Origin of the sequence: Nocardiopsis mangrovi, assembly GCF_042653925.1 — a bacterium.
GTDB lineage: Bacteria > Actinomycetota > Actinomycetes > Streptosporangiales > Streptosporangiaceae > Nocardiopsis_B > Nocardiopsis_B mangrovi.
In genome coordinates, this window is record NZ_JBHSFQ010000005.1 from 265581 (window position 1) to 290870 (window position 25290).

The 25290-nt window shown below is 72.4% G+C and carries 17 protein-coding genes and 2 pseudogenes; 11 read left to right on the forward strand and 8 right to left on the reverse strand.

All coding sequences use genetic code 11. From position 1 onward, the window contains the following. The first annotated feature begins 98 nt into the window (after positions 1-98). Positions 99-722, forward strand: coding sequence for a TetR/AcrR family transcriptional regulator (locus tag ACFO4E_RS08530; protein WP_378572602.1), 624 nt, complete (start codon positions 99-101; stop codon positions 720-722). Between the two features lie 425 nt (positions 723-1147). On the opposite strand, the pseudogene ACFO4E_RS08535 reads toward ACFO4E_RS08530, so the two are convergent. Further along, positions 1148-1261 (reverse strand): annotated as a pseudogene (locus tag ACFO4E_RS08535) (integrase core domain-containing protein); the annotation flags it as partial. Between the two features lie 333 nt (positions 1262-1594). Here ACFO4E_RS08535 and ACFO4E_RS08540 point away from each other — a divergent pair. Next, complete coding sequence (locus ACFO4E_RS08540) at positions 1595-2563, forward strand: hypothetical protein (RefSeq protein WP_378572604.1); 969 nt, start codon at positions 1595-1597, stop codon at positions 2561-2563. Between the two features lie 544 nt (positions 2564-3107). Continuing rightward, positions 3108-3680: an FAD-dependent oxidoreductase gene (locus ACFO4E_RS08545; protein WP_378572606.1), complete on the forward strand. Its 573-nt coding sequence runs from the start codon at positions 3108-3110 to the stop codon at positions 3678-3680. A 313-nt stretch (positions 3681-3993) separates the two neighbouring features. Here the strand turns inward: ACFO4E_RS08545 and ACFO4E_RS08550 are convergent, their stop codons facing one another. Next, a complete protein-coding gene (locus ACFO4E_RS08550; RefSeq protein WP_378572608.1) occupies positions 3994-4446 on the reverse strand; it encodes a hypothetical protein in 453 nt (150 codons plus the stop codon). Between the two features lie 499 nt (positions 4447-4945). Here ACFO4E_RS08550 and ACFO4E_RS08555 point away from each other — a divergent pair, with 499 nt between their 5' ends. Beyond that, positions 4946-5449, forward strand: coding sequence for a hypothetical protein (locus ACFO4E_RS08555; protein WP_378572660.1), 504 nt, complete (start codon positions 4946-4948; stop codon positions 5447-5449). A 258-nt stretch (positions 5450-5707) separates the two neighbouring features. Here the strand turns inward: ACFO4E_RS08555 and ACFO4E_RS08560 are convergent. Beyond that, positions 5708-6393 (reverse strand): annotated as a pseudogene (locus tag ACFO4E_RS08560) (transposase domain-containing protein); the annotation flags it as partial. A gap of 454 nt (positions 6394-6847) precedes the next feature. On the opposite strand from ACFO4E_RS08560, the gene ACFO4E_RS08565 reads away from it, so the two are divergent. Both ACFO4E_RS08565 and ACFO4E_RS08570 read left to right on the forward strand, forming a co-directional pair. Then, the gene (locus ACFO4E_RS08565) at positions 6848-7531 is read left to right on the forward strand and encodes a ClpP family protease (protein WP_378572610.1); all 684 of its coding nucleotides are present in this window, start codon (positions 6848-6850) and stop codon (positions 7529-7531) included. Further along, positions 7528-8139: an ATP-dependent Clp protease proteolytic subunit gene (locus ACFO4E_RS08570; RefSeq protein WP_378572612.1), complete on the forward strand. Its 612-nt coding sequence runs from the start codon at positions 7528-7530 to the stop codon at positions 8137-8139. Before ACFO4E_RS08565 ends, ACFO4E_RS08570 begins: the two co-directional genes overlap by 4 nt. A gap of 72 nt (positions 8140-8211) precedes the next feature. On the opposite strand, the gene ACFO4E_RS08575 is transcribed toward ACFO4E_RS08570, so the two are convergent. Together ACFO4E_RS08575 and ACFO4E_RS08580 are read right to left on the reverse strand one after the other, a co-directional pair. Continuing rightward, positions 8212-8616: a helix-turn-helix domain-containing protein gene (locus tag ACFO4E_RS08575; protein WP_378572614.1), complete on the reverse strand. Its 405-nt coding sequence runs from the start codon at positions 8614-8616 to the stop codon at positions 8212-8214. Positions 8617-9159: 543 nt separating this feature from the next. Beyond that, positions 9160-10467: a glycosyltransferase gene (locus ACFO4E_RS08580; RefSeq protein ID WP_378572616.1), complete on the reverse strand. Its 1308-nt coding sequence runs from the start codon at positions 10465-10467 to the stop codon at positions 9160-9162. Between the two features lie 388 nt (positions 10468-10855). On the opposite strand from ACFO4E_RS08580, the gene ACFO4E_RS08585 reads away from it, so the two are divergent. Together ACFO4E_RS08585 and ACFO4E_RS08590 are read left to right on the forward strand one after the other, a co-directional pair. Continuing rightward, on the forward strand, positions 10856-11779 hold the full coding sequence (locus ACFO4E_RS08585) for a Rieske (2Fe-2S) protein (RefSeq protein WP_378572618.1): 924 nt from the start codon (positions 10856-10858) through the stop codon (positions 11777-11779). 227 nt (positions 11780-12006) lie between these two features. Continuing rightward, entirely contained in the window at positions 12007-14130 is a 2124-nt protein-coding gene (locus ACFO4E_RS08590) for a SpoIIE family protein phosphatase (protein WP_378572620.1), read from the forward strand. 144 nt (positions 14131-14274) lie between these two features. Here the strand turns inward: ACFO4E_RS08590 and ACFO4E_RS08595 are convergent, their stop codons facing one another. Then, a complete protein-coding gene (locus ACFO4E_RS08595; protein ID WP_378572622.1) occupies positions 14275-16893 on the reverse strand; it encodes an ATP-dependent Clp protease ATP-binding subunit in 2619 nt (872 codons plus the stop codon). A gap of 392 nt (positions 16894-17285) precedes the next feature. On the opposite strand from ACFO4E_RS08595, the gene ACFO4E_RS08600 reads away from it, so the two are divergent. Together ACFO4E_RS08600 and ACFO4E_RS08605 are read left to right on the forward strand one after the other, a co-directional pair. Further along, positions 17286-18374, forward strand: coding sequence for an ABC transporter substrate-binding protein (locus tag ACFO4E_RS08600; RefSeq protein WP_378572624.1), 1089 nt, complete (start codon positions 17286-17288; stop codon positions 18372-18374). 191 nt (positions 18375-18565) lie between these two features. Continuing rightward, positions 18566-18958 carry a PPOX class F420-dependent oxidoreductase gene (locus ACFO4E_RS08605; RefSeq protein ID WP_378572626.1) on the forward strand — a complete coding sequence of 131 codons (393 nt, stop codon included), beginning with the start codon at positions 18566-18568 and terminating at the stop codon, positions 18956-18958. A gap of 141 nt (positions 18959-19099) precedes the next feature. Here ACFO4E_RS08605 and ACFO4E_RS08610 read toward each other — a convergent pair whose 3' ends face one another. After that, positions 19100-19537, reverse strand: coding sequence for a Rieske (2Fe-2S) protein (locus ACFO4E_RS08610; RefSeq protein WP_378572628.1), 438 nt, complete (start codon positions 19535-19537; stop codon positions 19100-19102). A 669-nt stretch (positions 19538-20206) separates the two neighbouring features. Here ACFO4E_RS08610 and ACFO4E_RS08615 point away from each other — a divergent pair. Further along, positions 20207-21808: a hypothetical protein gene (locus ACFO4E_RS08615; protein ID WP_378572630.1), complete on the forward strand. Its 1602-nt coding sequence runs from the start codon at positions 20207-20209 to the stop codon at positions 21806-21808. A gap of 105 nt (positions 21809-21913) precedes the next feature. Here the strand turns inward: ACFO4E_RS08615 and ACFO4E_RS08620 are convergent, their stop codons facing one another. After that, a complete protein-coding gene (locus tag ACFO4E_RS08620) occupies positions 21914-25255 on the reverse strand; it encodes a right-handed parallel beta-helix repeat-containing protein (RefSeq protein WP_378572632.1) in 3342 nt (1113 codons plus the stop codon). Positions 25256-25290 lie beyond the last annotated feature (35 nt).

Sequence of the window (25290 nt, forward strand, 5' to 3'; positions counted from 1 at the left end):
GGGTGCTGTCGCCGCTCGTCGGCCGTGGTCGAACCATATTGACTTTAATGCTCAATAGTCAATATTGACCCCTCAGGAAGAAAGGAGCCCACAACACCGTGGCCGCTCGAAAGTACGAGTCCCCGCGACGAACCGACCTGGCCCTCGCCACCAGGGAAGCGATCCTCACCAGCGCCTACGAACTGTTCAGGGAGCGCGGGTACGCGGAGGTGACCATCGGTGACATCGCCAAGGCCGCCACGGTCGCGACGCCTACCGTGTACAACAGCGTGGGAGGCAAGGCGAAGATCCTCGCCACGCTGCTGGAGCCCGCGATCGGCGACTCTCACGTGAAGGAAGCGCTCGCCGCCGTGGAAGCGTGCGACGACGCCGTCGGGGTAGTCGAGCTGACCGCCCGCGGCACCCGGCTGACCCACGAGAAGCACTGGCACGTGATCTTCGAGCTCTTCTACCGTCATCCTCCGGGAGAGCCTTCCGTCAAGGCCGTCCTGGACCGGGGCGATCAGGACTACGTGCAGGCCCTGGGCCGCGTGGCCGACCGGCTCGTACGACTCCACGCACTCGACGAGGATGTCGATCGCACGCGGGCACTCGACGTGCTCTGGTTCTATCTGGGCCCACACGCCTGGCTGACCCTGGTCGGGGAACGCGGCTGGTCCTTCGACGACGCCCAGCGTTGGATCGCGCGCGGCGCCTGCCGGTCGCTGCTCAAGCGGAAGTGATCGGAGCGGACCCGTGACGGACCCGGAGCCATCCGCGCGGGACTCAAATGGGACGCAAGAGTATAAATTTCACCAACTTCCACAAGCGAGGCGAGAACCGGCAGTAGTGACGACGACCGACCACGACCTCCAGGCGGGCGAGCCCGGCCTGGGCACTCTCGCCTTCAGGCGGCGAGCAGCACCAGCCAATCGGCGTCGATATCGCCGAGCCGCAGCCCTGCCCAGACCGTCACCAAGGCCGCGGGGGCGGCGTAGTTGTGCCCCAGGTCGCAGCAGAACGCCCCGACCCGCCGGCCCGCCAGGTATCCCAGCGGCCGGAGAATTGAGCTGAACCGGGTTTCGTAGAGTCGGTTTTCCTTGTTTCAGACGGCTTCGGATGCCGTGGCCTGCTGTGCGTGGATCTGCTCAAACTCGGCGGGAGGCACCTACCCCGGCGCCGAATGCAGGCGCTCGGTGTTGTACCAGCCCACCCACCGCACGAGCGCGCGTTCGACCTGCTCGCGGGTGGCCCAGGGGCCCTGGTGCTCGATCAGTTCGGCCTTGAACGTGCCGTCGACATCGTGTCGAAACCGAAGAGGCGACGGGAGCGGTCATGATCAGCGGAGGGCCGAGTGCTCGGGGTCAGCCCAGGCTCCATCCGGTACCACGAGCAAGTCGGTCTCATCGAACCGGACCGTGTCGACAACGGCCACCACAGTGGCCCTGACCACCTTCCAAGTAGGATGCTATATTGACCATGGGCACATAAAGTCAATATGATTCGGCCATGCCCACAATCCAGCGTCCGAACCCGGATGCGCCTATCCAAACCCGCGCCACCCATGACGTCCCTCGTACGGCCACAGACCCGTGTTCACCACGAGGAGCCGTCGATGAGTCGTGAGGTACTGCGCTGGTCCGACGAGGTCGACTCCGTGGTCAGGGGAGATCTCACTGTCGCCGCCGCCTATCCGACACCGGCGGGCGGAGCGATCCTGAGCAGCCTCTCCCCGATCGGACTGGCCGATCGAGAGTCGACTCGTCTGTCGTTCACCACATCCCTGGGTTTTCCCAGGAAGCTGGAGCACATCCTGGCCCGCCCCCGCGTCTCGCTCGCCTATCACACCAGAGATCACGGATTCGCCGAGAGCGACGCCTTCGTGCTGGCGCAGGGACGGGCCACCGTGGACCTGGAACCCGACTCCCAACGACTGGCTGGAATTCGCCAGTCCATTGAGCTCTTCCTCGGCGCACCGCCCAGCGGACCGATCTGGGACAGGGTGCTGCGCGAGTACCACCAACGCAGGGTCTTCGTCGATGTCGACATCGAACGCCTCACCGTCTGGCCCGATCTCGCAGCCCGAGGCACCGCACAGGTCACGGGGGCGCCCGATCCAGGAACGGCGCCCGCGCAGAGTCCCCCGAAGAACGGCACCGCCCCGAGAGTGGACGTCCCGTCCCTCCAACGCCGCATCGCCCGCCTCGGTCACCGACTCCTGGCGTACGAAGGCGCGGACGGACTTCCGGTGGTCGTTCCCGTCGAAATCTCAAGCTTCGACGAGGGCGGGCTACACCTCGACGTGACTCCGGGCATCCTGCCCCCGGGCGGAAGACGGGCGGGCCTGCTGGCCCACAGGTTCGAGGCGCGGTGTGTCGGTCTCAGTACCCGAACCTTCACCGGTTGGCTGACCGTCGGCGACGAAGGGGTGATGTACGCGCCGCACACGGCCAAGAGTCTGAGCATCCCTCCCAATTACTCGATCATGATGCTCATGAACGGTCTCGGGTCCAAGATTGGGGTACGGCGAGCACGCCGTGACGGCACTGTGGAGCGGTTGCAGGCCCTTGCTCAGAAGGTTTGAGCCGACCAGGACGTGACCTGGACGTTCGCCCGCCCTTGTTCGCGTGTCGTCGATGCCTGTGGCACGGACGTGTGGTTCGAGAGGCCCGGAGATTCGATACCCGCGCGAACGAGGGCGCCCACTACCGCCGGTGGAACGCGCGAAGTAGCAGACGAAGCGCTTCTTGGGCGGTCTCGACGACCAAGTCGTCGAGGTCATCGCGATTCCGCACCGGGGAAGGACACATCGGCACCGCGCGAGTTCAGGATGTCCGCGCCCGCTCAGGTATCGGGGGCGTGCCGTCCCTTCCTCCGACCGCTTCGTGACAACGGGGTTCCAGCACGACTACGGGCCCGGTCGTGGCCCGCGAACTCCTGGCGCATGCGGTCCGCCGCCCCCTCAACGCGCCGGTCGAGCCCGCGCCCACGGTCCCGCCGAGGCTTCCACTGTTTCGAGCCGATTGGTTCCCCCACGGATCACCCCCGGCGAAACGCGCCTTGCGAGTACCGGCTCACCGATCGACGGGCCGCGGTAATGACCGAACGACGATGGATGAGAGGGAAGTATGACCCGGATCCTGATTTTTGGAGCAGGACTTGCCGGACTGCAGGCCGCGCTTGTGCTCGCGGCGGACGGGCACGCGGTGACGGTGGTGGAACGGGACCCGGCCGTACCGCCCGATGGCGCGGAAGCGATGTACGAAGAGTGGGAACGTCCGGGGGTCAGCCGGTTCCGGATGCCACACGTGGCGAGCGGTCGGTGGAGCCATCTGATGGCACGTGAGCTGCCAGAGGTCCTCACCGAGTTGGAGCATCTGGGCGCGGTGCGATCGAGCCCGCTCGACCTGCTGCCGGAAGAGGCGATCACGGGCGCGCGTGCCGGGGACGAGGAGCTGCGCAGGGTCTTCGCGCGTCGACCGGTGATGGAGGGCGCGCTGGCCAACGTGACCGAACGGACCCGAGGAACCACGATGCGGCGCGGCCTCACCGTACGCGCTCTGCGCTCGCGGTCCGGCGAGACACCACGTGTGACGGGTGTGGTGACCGATACGGGAGAAACGATCGATGCGGACCTCGTCATCGACGCGATGGGCCGGCACTCACCGGAGAGAACATGCTCAAACTGCTGTGCGGGCTGATCCACGCTGTCAGCGAGCATCCGGCCGACCAGCGCCCCGCCGCGACCGAGGCGTACGTGTCCCTGCTCCAAAACGGGCTGACGCCGGGGCGCACGGCTGAGTCCGATCCTGTTCCGGGGAGCGGCACGACTCCGGATTCAGGAGTCTGAGCCGCGGGTTCGTCACCCTGCGCCTCCAGACCCCCGCGATCACGTGGAACGTGGATCAGTTGCCCTTCGCGGTGTCGTCCGGGGCACTCAGGGGCACCTGACCGTGAGGGCCGAGCGATACCCCGAGGTCCCCGGCCCGACCTGGGGCACGGCCGAAGATCAGGTCATCCCACCACACCTTCGAACCGCAGGTGTTCGTCGTGGTGATCGATCTCGATGGTCACGTGGTCGGTGCCCTCGGGGACGGCACACCACATGGGAAACTCGAACTCCCCGGAGTAGTCCTCACTGAGACGTTCATGGGTGTCGGCCGCCGAAGCCTCCCCACCAACGACGCAAGTGACCTCCAGATTGACGAACCCGAACATGCGTCCCAGATCGGGCACGGTGACGTTGAGGTCGAAGTCCACTCGGCCGGGATCGGTGCCAGCGGCGTTGTCGACCAGATAGACCACGTCGGCGTTGTTGCCCCAACGGAACTCGTGTGAGTAGGCACCGATCGGGTGAGAGACCGCGACGGGGGTACCGATGTCCGCCACATGCGTCGGTGCGCATCCGGCAAGGACCAAGGGAACGAGAGTCGACGCCGACAAGGCGTACAGGAGGGGACGCGGCATGTTCGAGCACCCTTCTAGTGCACTCGGTAAGGGAAGGAATCGTCGGAACCCGACCGCCCTCGTCGGGCACGATCAGGTGTGGGTGCTCTTGGCGGCTGGAAGAACCGGTGCGAGAGCGCGATGAAGATCAACGCGGTCTCGGCGATGAACGCGGGCGTGAAAGCGATACCCCGTTCGTATTGAGATGGGCTCCCAGTCCACGGTCACGGCTTCGATCACCGAGAGGGCGGCGAGGTCGGTGTCCGCTTCACTCTTCGCAGGCCCGCCCTACTGACAAGGGTGTCGAACTCAGTCATGTCGCCTTGCATGCCCGAGGTCATGGCGGCACGGTCCGGCGAGCAGGGGGGTGACGAGATCGGACTCGGACACCGCATGGAGCGCTGGGGAGACGGTGAAGCCCGCCGGCATCCGGGGCATCCGGCCGGAGAGTGCGCCCGCGCTCTGTGCGCGCGGGGAAGAGACGAAACCAGAGGTCCTGCACGAGTCGATCAGTTCAGAGGTGGCAGCAGAATCCGTAACGCTCGCAACACTCGTCGGCCTCCGCGACGCGCCGGACCCTGTTCCCCCACCCGACGACGGCAACGGTTCGGTGGTCGGCCTTCCCCCGGAGTTGGCCGCGCTGGTCGACGTCCACGGCGACGGCTGCCCCGCCGCCTGCCTGGCCGGGATGCTTGAACTCCACGAATTCCCTGGCAATCTGCCCGTGGCCGCGTCCGTGGCGCGCCGCGCGGGGTATGTGATGCTGCTGGCCGTCGACGGCGTTCCCATCGCAGCGACGGTGCCGATGTCGCGCTTTCCCGGCCTCGGGTTGGACCCCGACGCCTGGCCGCGCCGACCGCACCTCTACTCCGAGGACCACGGGGAGCTGCTGATGGAACTCACCCGCGCCGGGGACACCGTCGTGCTGGTGGACCGGCGCCGATGCCGCGGTTGCCCAGCTGCCCTGCTGGCCGAGGCACTGGCGGCCGACAGCACGGGGCTCGATCGGCGCTGGGCTCGCTGACCGCATCCCGCGGGGGCGCCGCGGCGACGTGCTTGCGGCGCCCCTGCCTGGGACAGCTCGAAGCCGATCAACGGGTGCCACGATCCCCACCCCTGGTCTCTTCTTCTCCATGAGACGCGACGGGGGCAAGCTGCCTCGGCAACGGCTCGCAGAGGGGCACGCAGGGGTGAGCGTGGAAGGGGGTAGCCATGACACCGGTCCGCAGTGCGAGTCCACCGTCCCCTGGGCGGGCTGACATGAGCTGAACCGGGTTTCGTAGAGCTGAGCACCGGTGGCTGTGCTCGCGGCCAGGAAGTCGTCGGTATCGAAGCCCCGGTCGGCCAGCAGCAGCATGGTGTCGTCCACCAGGGGGAGCAGTTGTTCGGCGTAGACGGTCTCGGCTGGCGCCACCGGGCCGAAGACCGCGCCGAGCAGGGCACGCGTCCCGGTCTCGCACAGGGCCACGAGCCTCAGCATGGGATACCCCTCCTGCCCGTAGCGATGCATGATCTTGCCGAGCCAGCCGCAGACACGAGGCCGGTCGGGCGCCTTGGTGGAGCTACAGCCGTCGAGCGCGACGGTCCGCCAGCGCCGATAGCGCACGCCCGGTGTCTGCGGCCGGGCTGCAGGGCCCGCCAGGATCGTGAACAGCAGCTTCAGGGGGGCTGGCCCCAGACGCCGGCGTAGGTCCCGAAGAGCCTTCTCGGAGGGGCGGGCGGGGAGTAACTGTCGCAGTCCGTAGGTGAGCTTGTCCCAGACCCGCAGGTACCCCAGCCGCGGGAAGAGCGCGAGGGCGAGTACGAAGTAGACGCCCACCCGCGACGGCAGCATGCGCTGCCTCACCTGCACGGTTCTCGTCTCCTCCAGCACGTTGTCGACGAGTTCGAAGGGAATCTGCTGGGTCAGCTCGCCCAGATGCCGGGAGCGTAGATCCCCTCGGCGACGGTGACAGTACGGGTGAGCATGGTGGTGGGGCGCTGGTCGGACAACGGGCCCTCTCGGTGAGCGTGGCGATTGTGGCCGGTTTCCTCGCTCTACCAGGGGTCGCGCCTTCTTCGGGGCGGTTACTCCGATTATCTCGATCCGCTTGACAGCGGACCCCTCCGCGCTGACTACGCGGCATTGGGGTACTCGCGTGGTGCTGCCATGGTCGGGTGAATCTCCAATCACCTGAGGACAACCCCAGGTCAGAGGGACTCTACAAAACCAAGGACAGCTCAGGCGGCGGCGCCCCGCCGCGGACCGGCCCGCTCCCCCGCCCCCGCGGCTCCGCAGCCCGGCGCCCCCGCCGCCTCTGCTCGGAGCAGATCTCCGCACGGCAGAAAGCGTGGCCCCCGCCCCGCCGGCGGGCGCAGGGTGGAGGGACCGGCCGCGGCGGGCACCCGCCCGCCGCCAAGGGGCCGGGGCGAGGAGGAAGAGATGCTCTCGGAAGTTCGGGGGATGGCCGCGGAGACCATCCCCGCGGCGAACCTCGACGACCAGATCGCGTCGCGGCTGCTGCACGGCCGCACCGTCGTCTTGGGCACGCAGGTCGACGACGCAGTGGCCAACAGGATCTGCGGCCAGCTGATGCTGCTCGCCGAAGAGGACCACAAGCGCGACATCACGCTGCTCATCAACAGCCCGGGCGGATCCATCACCGCCGGCATGGCGATCTACGACACCATGCGGTTCATCCCCAACGACGTGGCCACCCTGGTCATGGGGTCGGCGTACAGCATGGGCCAGTTCCTGCTGTGCGTGGGGACACCCGGCAAGCGCTACAGCCTGCCCCACGCCCGGATCATGATGCACCAGCCCTCGGGCGGGCTCCAGGGCAGGGCCGCCGACATCGCGATCCAGGCGGAGAACCTTGAATACACCAAGAAGACGATGCAGCGCCTGATCGCCGAGCACACGGGGCAGAGCGAGCAGACCATCGCCGACGACCAGCGCCGCGACCGGTGGTTCACGGCCGAGCAGGCCAAGGAGTACGGGTTCGTCGACCGGGTGGTGGAGAGCGTCGCCGACATCGGCGGGGAGACCGCCCGCCGGTTCGGGTTCGGCCGGACCGACGGCGCGGGCCTGGGGCTGCACACGGCGGGGAAGGGGACGGCGCGATGAGCGGGACCTACACGGTGCCGACCGTGGTGGAGCGCCGGCCGGACGGGGAGCGCGCCTTCGACGTGTTCAGCCGCCTACTGTCGGAGCGGATCATCTTCATCGGCACCGGCATCGACGACGGCGTCGCCAACGTGGTCATGGCGCAGCTGCTGCACCTGGACCATGAGAGCTCCGACACCGACATCCAGCTCTACATCAACTCGCCGGGCGGATCGACCACGGCGCTGACCGCCATCTACGACACCATGCAGTTCGTGCGCGCGGATGTGGCCACGGTGTGCATGGGACAGGCGGCGTCGGCGGCGGCGGTCCTGCTGGCAGCGGGCGCCCCGGGCAAGCGCGCGATGCTCCCGCACGCGCGGGTGCTGCTGCACCAGCCCTACACGGAGGCCCGCGGGGAGACCGCCGACCTGGAGATCGAGGCGGCCGAGATCCTGCGGGTCCGGACCCAGATCGAGGAGATCCTGTCCCTGCACACCGGCCAGAGCACCCGGCGGCTGCGCGAGGACACCGACCGCGACAAGATCTTCACCGCCCAGCAGGCCAAGGAGTACGGGCTGGTCGACGGCTTCATCACGTCCCGCCTCCCGGCCGCCCGGGCGTCCTGACGGCCGTCAGGGGCCGCACCGTGTGCGGGGCCGCCCGGTGCGGGCGGCCCCGAACGCGGAAAACCGGCCGTCTCAGGCGGCGAGCATGAGGGCCCGCGTGCCGCCGGGCGCGTGCGACGCGGTGCGGCCGGGGGCCGCGACCGGAGCCGCCGGCACGGGGGCCATCTCCAGGTGGAGGTAGTCGAGGAGGTCGATCAGCCGCAGGCCGAGGGCGCGGTGGATCGCCGCGAGCACCTCGGAGGAGGGCTCCTTCCGGCCGCGCTCGATCTCCGACAGGTAGGGAAGCGACACCTGGGCGGCGTCGGCGACGTCGCGCAGGGTGCGGCCCTGCTCCAGCCGGATGCGGCGCAGTGCGGCGCCGACGAGGTCGCGCATGAGCGGGTCGCCGCCGGCGGCGGGCCCGTCGGACGGCCGCTCGCGGGGCACCGGGCGCAGGACGGGCGCGTCGGGGACGGCTCTCAGGACGGGCTCGTGCATGGGTTCCTCCGCTGCCGGTCGGCGGTGCCGATGGTCGTATCCACCCTCACCGTAATCCGGGTCGGCCACGGCGACCATGCGCAGGCGGCCCATTCTGCGCCTGGCATAACGAGCGCGGGGCCGACGGGGCCCGTGCGGTCGGGCCCGGGTTCCAGCGGTCCTCGCACCACCTGCGACGTGTGGGAGTCGCGGGGACCGAGGCGTTCGACGGTGATCGCGCCGAAGTGCGCAAGCGCTTCCTGGAACGGTCGGACGTTCCGGAGAACGTGGCGGCGTGGGCTCGGGAGACGGGACGGCACCGCGATACGGCGTTCGGCCGGCGAGGAGGGCCGGCCGTCGGTCGGTGCGGAGGGCGCGGCAGCGTCCCGGGCCTCCAGGGCGTGCCGCATACGTCCGGCTCGGGCAGGAGGGGGTGCTCCGGTCGCGTCGTCGGCGCCGCGCCGTCGGGACGGTGCCCGGGCCGGTCGACCGCGCGCGTCGCCGTCGCCGGCGGGCGCCCGCACCGGCGGGCCCCGCGGTCCGCGGTCCGGCACGGTTTCGGGGTCACGCCCCCTTGGCCGCGGTGGGCTCCTCCGCCGTCGCCTGCACCTGCTCCTGTTCCTGTTCCTTCTCCTTCCGGTTCGCCGCCGCGCGGGTCTCGGAGCCGCGGCGGGGCGCCGGGGGGCGGCGCTCCAGGAGGACGCGCTCGTAGCGCTCCTCGGTCTGGCGGGCGATCAGCGTCCAGGTGTAGCGGGCCATCGCCCGATCAGCGGCCGCGATGCCGTAGCTCTCCTTGAGCACGGGGTCGGCCAGCAGGGTCCGCAGCCAGAACGCGAGCGCGCGCGGATCGTCGGGCGGTACGAGGCGGCCGGTGACGTCTTGGATCATGGTGTCGCGGTGGCCGCCGACGTTGGAGGCGATCACCGGGACTCCGCAGGCCATGGCCTCGACGGTGACCATGCCGAACGGCGTGTTCCAGGGGACATTCACGACGATGTCCGCCGAGCGCAGCAGCGGCGGGACCTCGGTACGGGCGATCCGGCCGAGGAAGCGCACGCGTTCGGCCACGCCCGCGCGGTCGGCGACGCCGCGCAGCCGCGCCACGTCGGGGTCGCGGTCGAGGTCGGCGGCCGCCGGGCCACCCGCGATGATCAGCTCGGTGTCGTAGACGATGGGCAGCGTGCGTATGACGGTGTCGACCCCCTCACGCGGTCCGAGTCCGCCGAGGCAGAGGACCCGGGCCAGGTCGCCGCGGGGCGCGACCGGACCGTCGGGGCGGAAGAGGGTGGTGTCGATGCCGCGGGGCACGACCTCGATCCGGTCGCCGGGCACACCCCACGATCTCAGCTCGCGGCGCTCCTCGACCGAGGTGGCGATGACGCGCGCGCAGGCGAGCGCGATGGTGCGCTCGGCCTCCGCGCGCTCCGCCGCGGGCGTCTCGGCGTCGCCCCCGGGGTGGCGGCCGGGGGCGTCCAGGGTGTGGAAGGTCTGCACGAACGGGATGCCGGTCTCGGCCGTGCCGCGGAGCGCGGCCATACCGCTGGTCCAGGAGTGCGCGTGGACGATGTCGGGCCGCTCGCGGGCGAGGTCGTCGGCGAGCCACGCGCCGAACGCGGGCATGTGCTCCACCATCCCGTCGGCGGGGACGGCGCGCGCCGGGCCGGCCGGCACGCGGCGGACGCTCACCCCTGGGGCGAACCCGGCTTCGGCCGCGTCCTTGGCGCGGGCGCGCCGGGTGTAGACGATGACGTCGTGGCCGCGCTCGCCCAAGGCGCGCGCCAGTTCGGCGACGTGCAGGCTCTGCCCGCCGGTGTCCTTGTCCTTGAGGACGGCGTGCGGGTCGGCGTGTCCGGAAACCATCGCGATCTTCAACCGCGCCACCTCCTGGCGTTGGCGGTCCCATCGGCCGTGGAACCGGGCGAGCGGATACCTCTGCGGTCGGGCCGCGCGGCGGCACCGCTGTGCGGTCCCGGGCCGGGACCGTCACCTGTCCCGCCGGACGGCGGTGCCGGGCCCGTGCCCGGCGGGTGCGCCGCGGGCGCGGATCCGGGCGCCGGTGCTCCGCGCCCATCTCCCCGCTGCCCGCCCGCAGCGTCCTTCAGCGAGGAAACCGCAGTTCAGCGACGCAGAGCGACCCCACTAGATCCGACTATAGTTACCCAGGGTGATGATGCCGGTATGCCCGAGGGTGTTCCGCGGGTCGTGTCCGGTACGCGAGGGCGCGCGGTTCGGCTCCCCGCTTCGGGGTAGCCGCTCGCGCATGAAAATCGGAGACGCCATCCGCAGGATCGAACGGTCCGCCCGGCTCGACCCCGTAGTGGGGTACGCACGTTCCCTGGTCCGCCGTGTGCCCCGCGGGCGCGCGGCCGACACCCTGCACGGTGTCGCGCTGGGCCACCCGATGCACCCGCTGCTGGTGCAGGTGCCCATCGGCGCGTGGATGTCGGCGACCGTGCTGGACATGTTCCCCGGTACCCGCAGGCCCGCGCTGGGGCTGATCGACCTCGGGGTGGCCGCCGCGCTTCCGGCGATGGCGGCGGGCGCGCTCGACTGGGCCGAGCAGCATCCGCGCCAGCAGCGCGTCGGCATCGTGCACGCCGTGAGCGCCAAGTGCGGTGTCCTGCTCTACACGGCCTCGGCGGTGGCGCGGCACCGCGGCCACCAGGGCTGGGGCAGGGCCCTGGGGTTCGCGGGGCTGGGCATGGTGGGCGTGGCCGGGATGCTGGGCGCCCATATCGCCTACAGCCTCAACGGCGGCGTCAGCCACACCGAACAGGACCGCGACCTGCTGCCCGACGGGTGGCACGACCTCGGCCCGATGGGCGACTTCGCCGAGGACACGCCCGTGCGCCGGGTGGTGGGCGGCGTGCCGGTCGTGGTCGTGCGCTCGGACCAGGACGTCCGCGTGCTCACCGAGGCGTGCAGCCACCTCGGCGGCCCGCTGTCCGACGGAACCGTGGCCGAGGGGTGCATCACCTGTCCCTGGCACGGCAGCACGTTCCGGATGTCGGACGGGTCGGTCGTGCACGGTCCAGCGACCGCGCCCCAGACGGTCCTGGAGACGCTGGTGGTCAACGGCGTCGTGAGCGTGCGCCGTCCCGACCACGGCTCCGAGCCGCACCACGACAGCGCGATTCCGCGCCCGCGCGCCGCCGAGACCGGCCTGCCGACCGGCAGGTCCTGACGCCCGATCGCGGTGCCCCGCCGGGCCGCCCCCGTTCAGGGGCCTCGGCCTCCGCGCCCGAACCACTCGTGCGTCGCGGTCTCCCGGCCGTTCCCACCCGGAGCCGGAGGCCGCCGGGGCCCTCGCGCGGACCCGCCGCGGCGGCCGGACCGGCGGCCGTCCGCTCCAGCGGTGACCGCCGGGCGTACGCGCGCCTTCCGGGCGCCTCGAGTGAAGGTGAGGATCCCATGGACCCTGTCGATGCGGCGTCCACCGCGGGGTCCGGCATGCACCAGGTGGAGGCCGCTGTGGGCCACGCGGTGCGCGAGAGCGGGGCCTCCGTGGCCCTGCTGTACCTGCTGCCGCCGGGCGAAGACGTGCTGCGACTATCCGTGCTGACCGGTGTTCCGGAGCAGATCGCGGCGTCGTGGCTGCAGGTGGCGCTGACCGAGCCGATTCCGGTGGCCGACGCTGTTCGGGAGCGCCGCCTGATCTGGATCAGCGGCCCCGAGGAGATGGCGCGCACATATCCCCGGCCGGCGCTCGTCCTCCCCTACGACTTCTCGCTCCTGGCGGCCCCCGTCGTGACCGGCGCCATCGTCTGGGGCGGACTGGTCCTGCTATGGCCCGGCTCGCATCCGCCGCGGTTGCGCCGGGACGAGCGCGAGCTGGCCGAAGCCACCTGCCGGTCGCTGGGCCGGCTCCTGGAACAGGCCTCGGCGAAAGGGCGACCGGTGCTGCCCGGGAAACGGCCGCGCGTCCTGCCCTCGGATCACGGCCGTGCCCCCGAGCCGACCGACGGGGCGGCCGCGATCGAGTTCATCTCCCGGCTGCCCGGGGGATCCTGCGCGCTCGACCTCGACGGGCGGTTCACGTTCGTCACGCCCGGCGCCGCCGACATGCTCGGAGCCGACGAGGAGCAACTGCTCGGCGCGCTTCCGTGGGAGGCCCTGCCCTGGATGGACATCGCCGAGGCCGAGGACTGCTACCGGTCGGCGCTCATCAGCCGCTGGCCCACGCGGTTCACCGCTGTCAGGCCACCCGATACCTGGCTGTGCTTCGAGCTCTATCCCGACGACTCCGGCATCAGCGTCCGCGTCACTCCCGCCGCCGACACCCGGGAGACGCCCGCCCCGCGCCATCCCGCGCAGCCCGCGATGCCGAGCCGGGCAGCCGTCCTCTACCACTTGATGCACCTGGCCGCCACCCTCACCGAGACGACCGGTGTGCAGGACGTCGTCGACCAGGTCGCCGACCAGCTCCTGCCCGCTCTCGACGCCGAAGCCATGGCGCTGAACACGGCCGAGGAAGGCCGGCTGAACATCATCGGCTACCGCGGCTACACAGCGGAGCTGATGGCCTTGTTCGACGCCCTCCCCCTGTCCGCCGACACTCCGGCCGTGCGGGTCATGAACACCGGCGTCCCGAACTTCTTCACGACCTTCGCCGACCTCAAGCGCGCCTACCCCTCCGTTGTCCAACTGGACGAGATGAGTTCCTGGGCCTTCCTTCCGCTCATCGCGTCCGGGCACCCCATCGGTTCCCTGGTCCTGGCCTACGACCGCCCCCGCAACTTCGCCCCGGGAGAGCGCGCCATCCTCACCTCCCTCGCCGGGCTGATCGCCCAGGCCCTGGACCGCGCCCGCCTCTACGACGCCAAGCGCGACCTCGCCCAGAGCCTCCAGGCCGGCCTCCTCCCCCGGACCCTGCCCCGCCTGCCGGGCATGCACGTCGTCGCGCGCTACCGGCCCGTGGGGCGGGGCATGGGCGTCGGCGGCGACTTCTACGACCTCATCCGCATCGACGACGCGACCGCCTCCGCGGCCATCGGCGATGTCCAAGGCCACGATGTCGCGGCCGCCGCTCTGATGGGCCAGGTGCGCACGGCCGTACACGCCCACGCGACCGCGGGCGCGTCGCCCAGCGAGGTCCTCGCCCGAACCAACCGGTTGCTCGCCGATCTCGACCCGGGCCTGTTCACCAGCTGCGTCTACGCCTCACTCGACCTGTCGCGCCGCCGGGTGCGGCTGGCCAGTGCCGGGCATCCCCCGCCACTGCTGCGCCACCCCGACGGCCGCGCCGAGATCCTGCGCGTACCGCCCGGTCTGCTGCTCGGCATCTACCCCGACGCCGAGTACTCGACGACCGAGATCGACCTGAAGCCCGGCGCCCTGCTCGCCCTCTACACCGACGGGCTCGTCGAGGCCCCGGGGATCGACATCGATGAGTCGACCGCGGAGATCGCCGGGCACCTGGCCGGATCCGACCCCTCCGACCTGGACGCCGTCGCCGATCAGCTGATCGAGCGCGCCCCCACCCTCAACGATGACATCGCCCTCCTCCTCATCGGAGTCGACCCAACGAGCCTGTGACGGGTCCTCCTCCGAGACGCCCCACGGCGCGCGCCCACGTCTCGCCGGAATTCCAGCGCGTCCCGAGCTCGTCCGGACCGGCGGTGTGCGGGCGGCCGTTGCGTGTCCCCGCGGTCGGAACCCGTCACCGCGCTCTCGCGCCGGTCATCCGGCGGCCTGGTCCTCTGCGCCCGGGGCGGGGCCGGCGCCGGATGATTCCGGCGGGCGGTCCGTGCCGGGCTCCCCGGTCGCCTCCGGTCCGTTGCCCTCCGCGCGGGTCACGGTGAACTTCAGGCCGTCGTCGCCCGTGCCCGCGCGTACCCGGTCGCCGGGGCTGACTTCGCCGTTGAGCAGCATCGACGAGAGCCGGTTGCCGACGTGGCGCTGGATGGTGCGGGCGAGCGGCCGGGCCCCGAACTCGGGCTGGTGCCCCTTCTCGGCGATCCAGCGCACGGCGTCGTCGGTGAAGGAGATCATGACGTCCTGTGCGCGCAGCCGCCGCCGGGTGGCGTCGAGCATGAGGCGGGTGATCCGGTTCAGCTCGTCCTCGCCGAGCTGGGAGAAGACGATGATCTCGTCGATCCGGTTGAGGAATTCGGGCCGGAACTCGTCGCGCAGCCGCCCCATGATGCGGTCCCGCTGGGGCTCGCCCCCGCCGCCGCGGCCCCCGGTGAAGCCGATGGGCCCGCTGCCGGTGATGAACTCCGAGCCGAGGTTGCTCGTCATGATGACCACGACGTTGCGGAAGTCGACGGTGCGGCCCTGGCCGTCGGTGAGCCGCCCGTCGTCGAGCAGTTGCAGCAGCAGGTTGAAGATGTCGGGGTGCGCCTTCTCGATCTCGTCGAGCAGGATGACGCAGTAGGGCTGGCGGCGCACGGCCTCGGTCAGCCGGCCCGCCTCCTCGTAGCCGACGTAGCCGGGCGGGGCGCCCACCAGGCGGCTGACGGTGTGGCGCTCCTGGAACTCGCTCATGTCGAACCGGAGCATGCTGTCCTGGGAGCCGAACAGCGCCTCGGCCAGCGCGCGGGCCAGTTCGGTCTTGCCGACACCGGTGGGGCCGAGGAACAGGAAGCTGCCGATGGGGCGGTCCGGCGGGGCCAGCCCGGCGCGCGAGCGGCGGATCGCCTCGGCGACCGCCGTCACCGCCTCGTGCTGGCCGATGACGCGGGTGTGCAGCCGCTCCTCCAGCTCGGTGAGGCGTTCCCGCTCCTCCTCGGTGAGCCGGGCGACGGGGATGCCGGTCGCGCGGGAGACGACCTCGGCGACGTCCTGCACCCCGACCTCGGGCACCTGGGCGGGCTCGGAGCTGCGGGCCTTGGCGATGGCCTCCTTGACCCGCTGGATCTCGTCGCGCGCCTCGGTGGCGCGCTCGAAGTCCTCATTGCGGACGGCCTCGTCCTTGCCGGCCTCCAGGTCGCGCAGGCGCTGCTCCAGTTCGCGCAGGTCGACGCTGGGCGTCTTGGTGCGCAGCCGCACCCGCGCCCCGGCCTGGTCGACGAGGTCGATGGCCTTGTCGGGCAGGAACCGGTCGGTGATGTAGCGGTCCGACAGCTCGGCGGCGGCCACGAGCCCTTCGTCGCTGAAGCGGACCTGGTGGTGGGCCTCGTAGCGGTCGCTCAGCCCGCGCAGGATCTCGATGGTGTCGTCGATGCCGGGCTCGGAGATGATGACCGGCTGGAAGCGCCGTTCGAGTGCGGCGTCCTTCTCGATGTTCTGCCGGTACTCGTCGAGGGTGGTGGCGCCGATGACGTGCAGCTCGCCCCGCGCCAGGGCGGGCTTGAGGATGTTGCCCGCGCTCATGGCGCCCTCGGCGCCGCCGGCGCCGACCACCAGGTGGAGTTCGTCGATGAAGATCAGCATCCGGTCGGCGTTGGCGCGGATCTCCTCGATCAGCTTCTTCACCCGCTCCTCGAAGTCGCCGCGGTAGCGGGTGCCGGCCACCACCCCGGCGAGGTCGAGCTGGATCAGCCGGCGGCCGCTCAGCGTCTCGGGGACCTCGTCGTCGGCGATCCGCTGGGCGATCCCCTCGACGATCGCGGTCTTGCCGACCCCGGGGTCGCCGATGAGGACGGGGTTGTTCTTCCGGCGGCGTGCCAGGACCTCGATGGTCTGCTCGACCTCCTCGTCGCGGCCGACCACCGGGTCGAGCCGCCCCTCGGCCGCCAGGGCGGTCATGTCGGTGCCGTGCTCGTCGAGGTTGGGGGTCTGGCTGGGGGCTTCGGCGCCCGGCGCGGCGGGCGCCCCGCCGTTGCCGCGGCGGGCGGAGCGGGCGGCCCCCTGGAGGGAGTCGGGGGTGACGCCGGAGTCGCCGAGCATCCGGCCGGTGGGCGATTCCGCGTTGAGCGCGAGGGCGAAGAGCAGGTGCTCGGGCGCGATGTAGGGGCGGCCCAGGGCGCGGGCGATCTGGTGGGCGTCGAGCAGGGCGCGCTTGGCGGCGGGGGTCAGCATCGGCACGCCGGGGCCCGCGCCGGGCGCGTGCTCGGCCTCGCTGGACGCCTCGCGTTCGAGGTCGCCGGGGTCGGCGCCGGCGCGGACCACCAGTTCCCGGGCGGGCGCGTAGCGCAGGACGGCCCACAGCAGGTGGGCGGCGTCGAGGTCGGTGTGGTCGGCCTCGGTGGCCCGTGACAGCGCCTCGGAGACGACTTCGCGCGCCTCCCCGTCCATGAGCCGCGACAGGTCGACGCGCTGGGCGTTGCGGCGCGCTCCCCCCGGCCCGAAGAAGCGTGCCAGGAACTCGTCGAAGGACCGCGGGTCGTACCCGCCGGCCCCGGGGTCGTGCGTCATCGGTGGCTCCTTTCGGGTGCGGACCCGGCGAAAGGAGCGGAGCACCGCCGCGGCCGTACCGGAGGGCCGGTGGGTGTGCCCGTGACGCCGGGCCGTCGGAGACGACGGCTACCCAGGCGACATTGGGCGAAACGGGAGGTACCGGACCCCGCGGCGGGCCGGACCGCGAGCGTTCCCGACCCGGATGCGGGAGGACGGCGCGCACGCGGACCGGCCCCCGCCTGGTCAGGCGATATGAGCCTAGGCTAACCTAAGCCCGATCGCCGCGGCCGGGCGCTACCGCCCCCGGTCCGGCGGCCGGCCGCCCCCGCGCGACGGCCCGAAGGCGCGTCCGCCCCCCGCACGCGGAACCTCCGGCGGCCCGGCTCAGGCAGATGACAGGAGAACACCCGTTGAGCAGCACCACAGCGCGTCCGCGCCGTATCGGAGCGCGGCGCCCCCACCGCGCCGACCGCCCCCTCGGGGCCCACCGCGTCTCCCGCCGCAGCGTGCTGCTCGGCGCGGGCGGGCTCGCGGCGCTCGCCGCGTCCGGCTGCGGCCCGCAGGCCGGGGAGAGCACCGGAGACGGCCCGTCCCGCTCGATCGAGCACAAGTACGGCACCACGGAGATCTCCGGCCGCCCCTCACGCGTGGTCACGGTCGGCCTGACCGAGCAGGACTACGTCCTCGCCCTGGGCGTGGCCCCGGTCGGCGTCCGCGAATGGTTCGGAGGCCACGACGGCGCACTGTGGCCCTGGGCGCGTGACGCCCTCGGCGACGGCGCGCTGCCCGAGGTGCTGCCGGTCGACGAACTCAACTTCGAGCAGATCGGCACCCTGGGAGCCGACCTCATCCTCGGCGTGAACTCCGGCCTGACCGAGCAGGAGTACACACTGCTCTCCGAGATCGCCCCGACCGTCGCCCAGCCGGCCGGCGTCGCCGACTACGGCGCCACATGGCAGGAGATCACCCGGATCGTCGGCACCGCGCTGGACCGCGAGGACGACGCCGAGGCGCTGGTGGCCGACATCGAGGAGCGGTTCGAGCGGGTCCGCGCCGACCACCCGGAGTTCGCCGAGGCCACCGGCCTGCTGGCCACCTCCATCGACGGCGACGCGTTCGCCTACGCCGAGGGACCGGCCCCGGACTTCCTCGTCCAGCTCGGCCTGACCCTGCCCGAGGCGGCGGCCGGCCTGTTCACCGACGAGAACCGGGCGCCCCAGCAGGTGAGCCTCGAACGGATCGAGGTGCTGGAGGCCGACGCGCTCCTGGTGGGACTGTACGGCGCCGAGGACGACAGCGTCCTCGACGAGACCGTGTTCACCCGGCTCGACGTCGCGCGCGAGGGCCGGGTCCTGGCCATGCCCGAGATGAGCGACCTCAACGGCGCGCTGTCGTTCGGCTCCGTGCTCAGCCTGCCCTACGCGCTGGAGGAGCTGCCGCCGCGGCTGGCGGCCCTGCTCGACGGCGACCCCGGCACCGGGCCCGACGCGGTCTCCTGACCCCGTGCCCCGGACCGCCCCGCGCCCGGGGGGAGGGGCGGTCTTCCCCGCCGCCCCTCCCCCCGGCGGCGCCGGGGCCGGCCCCGCGTCCGCGAAGAGGGCGTGCGGTCCGTGCTCCCGGGCGCCCCGGCGTTTGAACGGCGCGCCGATCGGTAGCGGCTCCCACCCGGCCGATCGTTCGAAGGAGCAGCATGCCGATCATCCCGGAGGACCGCGAGGACATCCTCGCCAAACGCGCCTTCGCCAGCGTGGCCACGCTCGGCCCCCGCGGCGAGCCCCAGGTGAACCCCGTCTGGATCGACTGGGACGGCGAGACCTTGAAGTTCAGCCAGACCACGACGCGGCAGAAGTACCGCAACCTCCAGCGGGACGACCGGGTGGCGGTATCGGTGCAGGACCCCGACGACCCCTACCGCTACGTCGAGGTCCGCGGCAGGGTGGAGCGGTTCGCCGATGACGCCGACAACTCCTTCATCGACGCGATGGCCCGGAAGTACCTCGGCCAGGACACCTACCCGTGGGCGGCGCCCGGCGAGCGGCGCATCGTGGTCCACGTGCGGCCCGAGCACACCACCAAGCAGTGACCCGAGCGGTCCGCGCCGCGCCGGGCGGCCGGCGCGGCGCGGACCGGTGGCGCGGCTGGGGACCGCGCCCCCCGGCCGCCGTCCCCGAGCGCCGCACCGTCCCCCGTGGCGGGGCGGGCACGCGTGCGCGGCGGACGCGGTTCAGGCCAGCCGGACCCGGCCGTTCTCGACGACGAGGCCGACCGCCGGCAGCGCCCGCTGAGCGGGGCCTCCGATGACCTCGCCGTCCTCGATCCGGAACCGGCTGCCGTGGCAGGGGCAGAAGATGTAGCCGTCGATGACCGCGTCCACCGGGCACCCCTCGTGGGTGCAGGTCGCCGAGTACCCCCGGAAGTCGCCCTCGGTCGGCTGGCACACGACCACGCCCTGCTCGTCGAAGACGGTGCCGCCGCCGAGCGGGACCTCGGCCGCGGCGATCAGGTCCGCGCCGCCCTCCCGGGGGCCGCGGACGCCGCCCGCGCAGCCGGCCAGCGCCGTCAGCCCCGCTGCGCAGGTCCCGGCGACGACGGCCCTGCGGGTCGCCGCGGCTCCGCGTCCCGGCGGTGCGGACGGTGCGTCCGCGGTCTCGATCTCGGGCATCCCGCTCCCCTTCCGCGGCCGTCTCCGGGCTCCCCCCGGGCGGCCATCGCCTGTCCGCGCGCGGTTCCGGCCGGCCCGAGGGTGCGGTCCGGCGGATGCGCGGTCACCCCTGACACGTGCGCGCGCCGCGATCGGTTCACCGCGCGCTCCGAAGCCACCGCCCCCCGGCGGCGCGCACACGCGGTACGCGGGGGGAATGCCGTAATTGATCTTGAGGAACGGTGCCGGAAAGGCGGAACGGAGCGAACACGCCCATCCGCCGCGGCACGCGAATTCCGACCGGAAAACGGGCGAAAGGCCGGGACCTCTTCCGGGGCGAAGGGGCCCTCCGGCCCTGGACCTGGGCCGAACGGGATCCGGCCATGCGTCCGGACGCGCACCGCGAGGCGGTGTGCCGCGCACGATCCCGCGCCCCAGGCGGCCGTCGCGCTCCCGTTGCGGGAGCCGCGGCGCCCCGGAGCCGCCGGTATGGTCTTTCCCACGGGGCGGGACGCCGGAAAAATCCCATGACCCGAGGAACACGCGCTACCTGCGAAATCTCCCGTTCGGTCGATCCATTATGGATTGCACCAATGAATGGTTCATCGATTGGATTACCACTCGGAGTCCGGATATGGCAGCGTTACGGGATGATGTGGCACGGAACCGGTTTCACGAACGGTCTCCGCGATGACCGCTGAGAAGAGGAAGCGCGTGCCGGACCGCACATGGTGGTGCTCCTCCTGCGACACCTACAACAACGTCGGCATGGCGAACTGCATGGTCTGCGGGATGCCCGAGCGGAGCACTCGGGCCGCCGACACCGACGGCGAGCCCGCCCCGCCGGCCCCTGAGCCGCCGGGGCCCTTCGCGAGCGCCCCCGGCGCAGCGGCGCGCCCGCCCGAGGAGCCCCCGGCGCCGGCGGGCGACCCCCTCACGTCCAGCGGCGGGATGCCGACGATCTGGCGCTGCCTGCTGTGCGACTCCGACAGCGGCTCGGGGGACGTCCTCATCTGCCCCACATGCGACGCCGCGGGCGGGGAGCCCCCGCCGCGCAGGCGGCCCGACGCCCCCGCCGCCGACCCCCGCACCACAACGGGCGACCTGCTGCTGGACCCCCCGGATCCGCCGGACCCGCCGGGCTGGGACGTACCGGAGCCCCCCGCCGCAGCCGGATCCCGGACCCCCTCCCGGCCCCGGCCCGCGGCATCAGGCGGCCGGGCGGCGGAGGACGACCGCGCGTTCTCCTGGGACCGGGCAGCGGACGATCCCTCCGCCACCGGCGGCTGGATCCCTCCCGGCCCCCGCTCGGCCCGGGAGCCGCTGACACCGGCCGAGCCCTGGATGCCCGCCGGAGCCTGGGCCTCCGCGATGGACGACCGCCCCCCGGCGGAGCCCTTCGCCGGCCGGGCCGCGGCGGCCGACCGCGCGTCCCGGGACCGTGCCCCCGCGGACGGCGGGGACACCGCGGGCGACTTCTGGTCCGACTCCGACCCCTGGGGCGACCAGGAGGACGCGAAGGCCGGTGCTCCGTGGGCGCCCGAGGACGACCGGCCCGGCACCGACCGCCGCCGGGCCGGCGCGCCCGTCGGCACCCGCCGTCCCGCCGCCGGAACTGCCGCTGAGGGCGGGCCGGGCGCGCGCCGCACCCCGCGGCCCCCTCGTGGCCCCGGTGCGTCGGCGGACACCGGACCCGTCACGGCACCGATCCTCACCCCGCCGCCATGGCGCCCGCCGAGCTTCACCCGGGCGCGGGGCTCCGATCCCGCCACCGTCGTGCGCCCGGCGGCGCCCCGGGCGGGGTCGCGCGGCGACCCGCAGGAGGCCCTCAAGCGCGCGAAGCCCGCCGTCCTGGCGGCGGCGCTGTTCCTGCTCGGCTCGTTCCTGCTCTACAGCTGCGTGGCGGCGGTGCAGGACGACACCCCGCCGCCCGCCAACAGCGTGCTCCCGCCCGGAAGCGCCGGGGGCCTGCCCGGCCTGCCCGACGGATCCTGCCCGCAGCGGCTGGCGGAGCGCCTCCCGGAAACCGACGCGTCCCTGGTCGAGGCGTTCCAGACCGCCGACAAGCAGATCACCATCTGCGAGACGGAATCGGGGGTGCTGTACTACTTCGGCGAGTTCACCGACCGCGAGGACCCCGGTGTGATGGTCCCGGCCGAGCAGACCGCCGACGGCTACGAGGCGTCCAACGACGAGTACGTCTACGAGATCACCGAGAGCGAGGTGACCGTCCGCCACAACGGCACCCCGATCGCGCGCGAGGACCTGCTCCCGCTGCCCAACCCCGCGTGAACCGCCGCCCCGGCCGCCGGGCGGCGGGGTCCGTCCGCGCACAGACCGGCGGGCGGCCGCCGCCCTGTTCCGCGGCGGCCGCCGCCCGCCGTACCGCGGCCCGTGTCACGCCCCCTGCGGCGCCGGCACGTCCTCGGGGCCCAGGGCGGTGAGGTCCTCGCGGGTGGCGTTGGCCACGTGCACGAGCCGGCCCGCCTGGCGGGTCATCATCCGCTCCAGGGTCTGGCGGGCGTAGCGCGCGTTGCCGAACGACGCCGTCCGCGGTACCGCGGCGAAGTGCTCGTGCAGCCGCTCCACGGTCTCCGGCGCGCAGGTGTAGCCGTTGGACTCGGCCATGCGCCGGATGATGGTGACGAGTTCCTCGTCGGAGTAGTCCGCGAACTCCACCCGGTGGCTGAAGCGCGAGGCCAGACCGGGGTTGGACGCCAGGAAGCGGTTCATCTCCGCGGTGTAGCCGGCGACGATCACCACCACCTCGTCGCGGTGGTCCTCCATCAGCTTGACCAGGGTGTCCACCGCTTCCTGGCCGAAGTCCCCGCCGGTACCGCCCTGGGGGGTCAGGGTGTAGGCCTCGTCGATGAACAGCACGCCGCCCCGCGCCCGTTCGAAGACCTCCGTGGTGAGCTGGGCGGTGTGGCCGATGTAGCGGCCCACCAGGTCGGCGCGGGCGGCCTCCACGATCTGCGGGCTGGGCAGCACGCCGAGGGCGTTCAGCAGCTCGCCGTAGACCCGGGCGACCGTGGTCTTGCCCGTTCCGGGCGGGCCGGCGAAGACCAGGTGGTGGCTCATGCTGGGCACCGGCAGGCCCATCTGGCGGCGCTGGCGGCCGGTCGCGATCAGGTTGACCAGGTCGGTGACCGTGGACTTGACCTGCGACAGCCCCACCATCTCGGTCAGCTCCCGGCGGAGGCGCTCGAGCCGGTCGCCGCCGTCGGCGGCGCCCTCCCCGCCCGCCTGCACGCCGAGGTCCTCGGGCAGCAGCCGCGACAGCTCCCCGGGGTCGGCGGGAACCGTCGAGCCGAGCCGGAACGCCTGCCGGTCGATCATCTCCTCGAAGGTCTTGCGCGCCGTGCGCCCGTTGCCGAACGTGGCGCCCTTGGGCATCCGGTCGAAGTACCCGCGCAGCGCCGCCTCGGTGTCGGCCGGGAGCTCGTAGTGGGAGTCCGCGCACATCCGCTGAACGATGCTGACCAGGTTGTCGGTCGTGTAGTTGGGGAACTCGACGGTGCGGCTGAACCGCGACGCCATACCGGGGTTGGCGGCCAGGAACCGCGCCATGTCGTCGGTATAGCCGGCCGCGATCACCACGACGTCGTCGCGGTGGTCCTCCATCAGCTTGACCAGGGTGTCGATCGCCTCCCGGCCGAAGTCCGCGCCGCCCCCACCGCCGCCGCCCTCCTGCTGGGCGGCGAGCGTGTAGGCCTCGTCGATGAACAGCACACCGCCGCGCGCCTTGTCGAACACCTCGGTGGTCTTGATCGCGGTGCCGCCCACGTACTGCGACACCAGGTCGGCACGGGCGACCTCCACGACGTGGCCGTAGCGCAGCACGTCGAGGTCGGCGAGGATGCGGCCGTAGAGGCGCGCCACGGTGGTCTTGCCGGTGCCCGGCGGGCCGCCGAAGACGAGATGGCGGCTCATGGTCGGGGTGGGCAGGCCCATCTCCGCCCGCCGCTGCGCCATCTGGTTGCGGTTGATGAGGGTGGTGACCTCGTGCTTGACGTTCTCCAGGCCGACCAGCGCCTCCAGTTCGGCGAGCGGCCCGTCCACCTCCAGCAGGTCGCCGTCGTCGCCGGGAGCGGGCGGTTCGGTGTTCTCTGCCGTCAGGGGCGGCGGGGCGAGGGCGCCGGCGGACTCGCCGTAGGCGTCGGGGCTGCCGTTGTCGAGGCTGACCAGCCCTTCGGCGCGCACGCGGTCGCTGCGCACCGTCTGGCGCAGTCCCGCCCGCTGGTTGTCGTGCACCGAGCAGGTGTCCAGCGTGACGTCCTCGGCGCTGTGCACGAGCACGCCGTCGCCGATGTTGCCGAAGACCTCGCAATGACGCAGGTCGGCGCGGGCGCCGGCGGCCACCATCGCTCCGTTGCGGCGGCCCCCGTGCATGCGTGAGCGCAGCATGCTGACCTCCCCGCCGGGCTGCACCGAGATCCCGTCGCCGCCGCACTCGGACACGTCGCAGTCGCGCATGTCGACCACCGCGTCCCCGGCGATCGTGACGCCGTTGTCGCGGGCCGCGCGTACCCGCACGTTGCTCAGCAGCGGGCGCGAGCCGGCACCGGCCTGGATTCCGCTGCGGCCGACGCGCTCGACGCTGACGTCCTCAACCCGGCCCTGGCCCTGGTCGGCGAAGTGCACGCCGTGCCCGCGGACCTCGCTGATCGCCACGCCGCGCAGGAACGGGGCCGCCGCCTCGATGGTGAAGGCCGAACCGGTGGTCTCGGCTACGAGGCCGCGGTCGAACTCGGCGGTGCTGCCGCCGCTCACCCGGACGCCGCCGCCGCCCTGCACGGTCAGCTCCACGAACGCCGTCGAGGAGCGGTCCTCGATGCGCACCGCGTCCTCGCCCGCGTCGCGCACCGTGCAGCCGGTCAGCATGCCGCGCGCCTTGCCCCAGGCGTGCACGCCCGAGGTGGCGGGGCGGACGATGGTGACCCCCGTGATCTGCGGGTCGGCGTCGCTGTGCACGGCGATGCCGCGTCCGCCGATGTCCTCGAACGTGCAGTCCTCGACGCGGGCGCGGCCGCTGCTGGACACCAGCAGCGCGTCCTGGGCGACGTCGTGCACGTGCACCCGGCTGATCGTCGTGGCGGCGTCGTCGTCCAGGGCGATGGCGGGCTTGGTGACGCCGGTGATCTCGCAGTCGGCGATGGAGCCGGCCGCGCGGTCGTTGGCGTAGACGCCGTTGCCGCGCGCGTCGCGGATCGTGCAGGCCCGCACGGTGGGGCGGCCCTTGCCGCCGATGACCACGCCGGTGCTCTCGACGTTCTCGATGATGGTGTCTTCGATGATGGTGGGCTGCTCGGTGGTGATGACCACGCCGGCGCCCCCGCTACTGGTGACCCGGCAGTCGCGCATGGCCAAGGCGCCGTCGTCGCGCACCACCACAGCGGCCCAGGCGGAGCCGTCCACCTCGCAGTCGGCGAGTTCCAGCTGTCCCATGGGGATGTCGACGGCGGGCCGGTCGCCGTCGCGGCCCCGGATGACGAGGCCGGTGATCTTGACCGCCTCGGCGACGCAGGCCACGGCGGTGCCGGAGTCGGCGATGACCTCCACGCTGCCGCGCCCGTTCTGCGCGGCGAGGGTGACGACCTTGGTGACCATCAGGCTCTCCTCATAGCGCCCGGGCGCGATGGAGATGAGCGCGCCGCTGCGGGCCGCGGCCAGCGCCGCGCGGATGGTCGGGTGCGCGTCCCTGCCGTCCGGATCGACCTTGAGGAGCTGTCGGGACATCGCCGGGTCCTTTCAACGGCTGCGGCCGGGAGGCG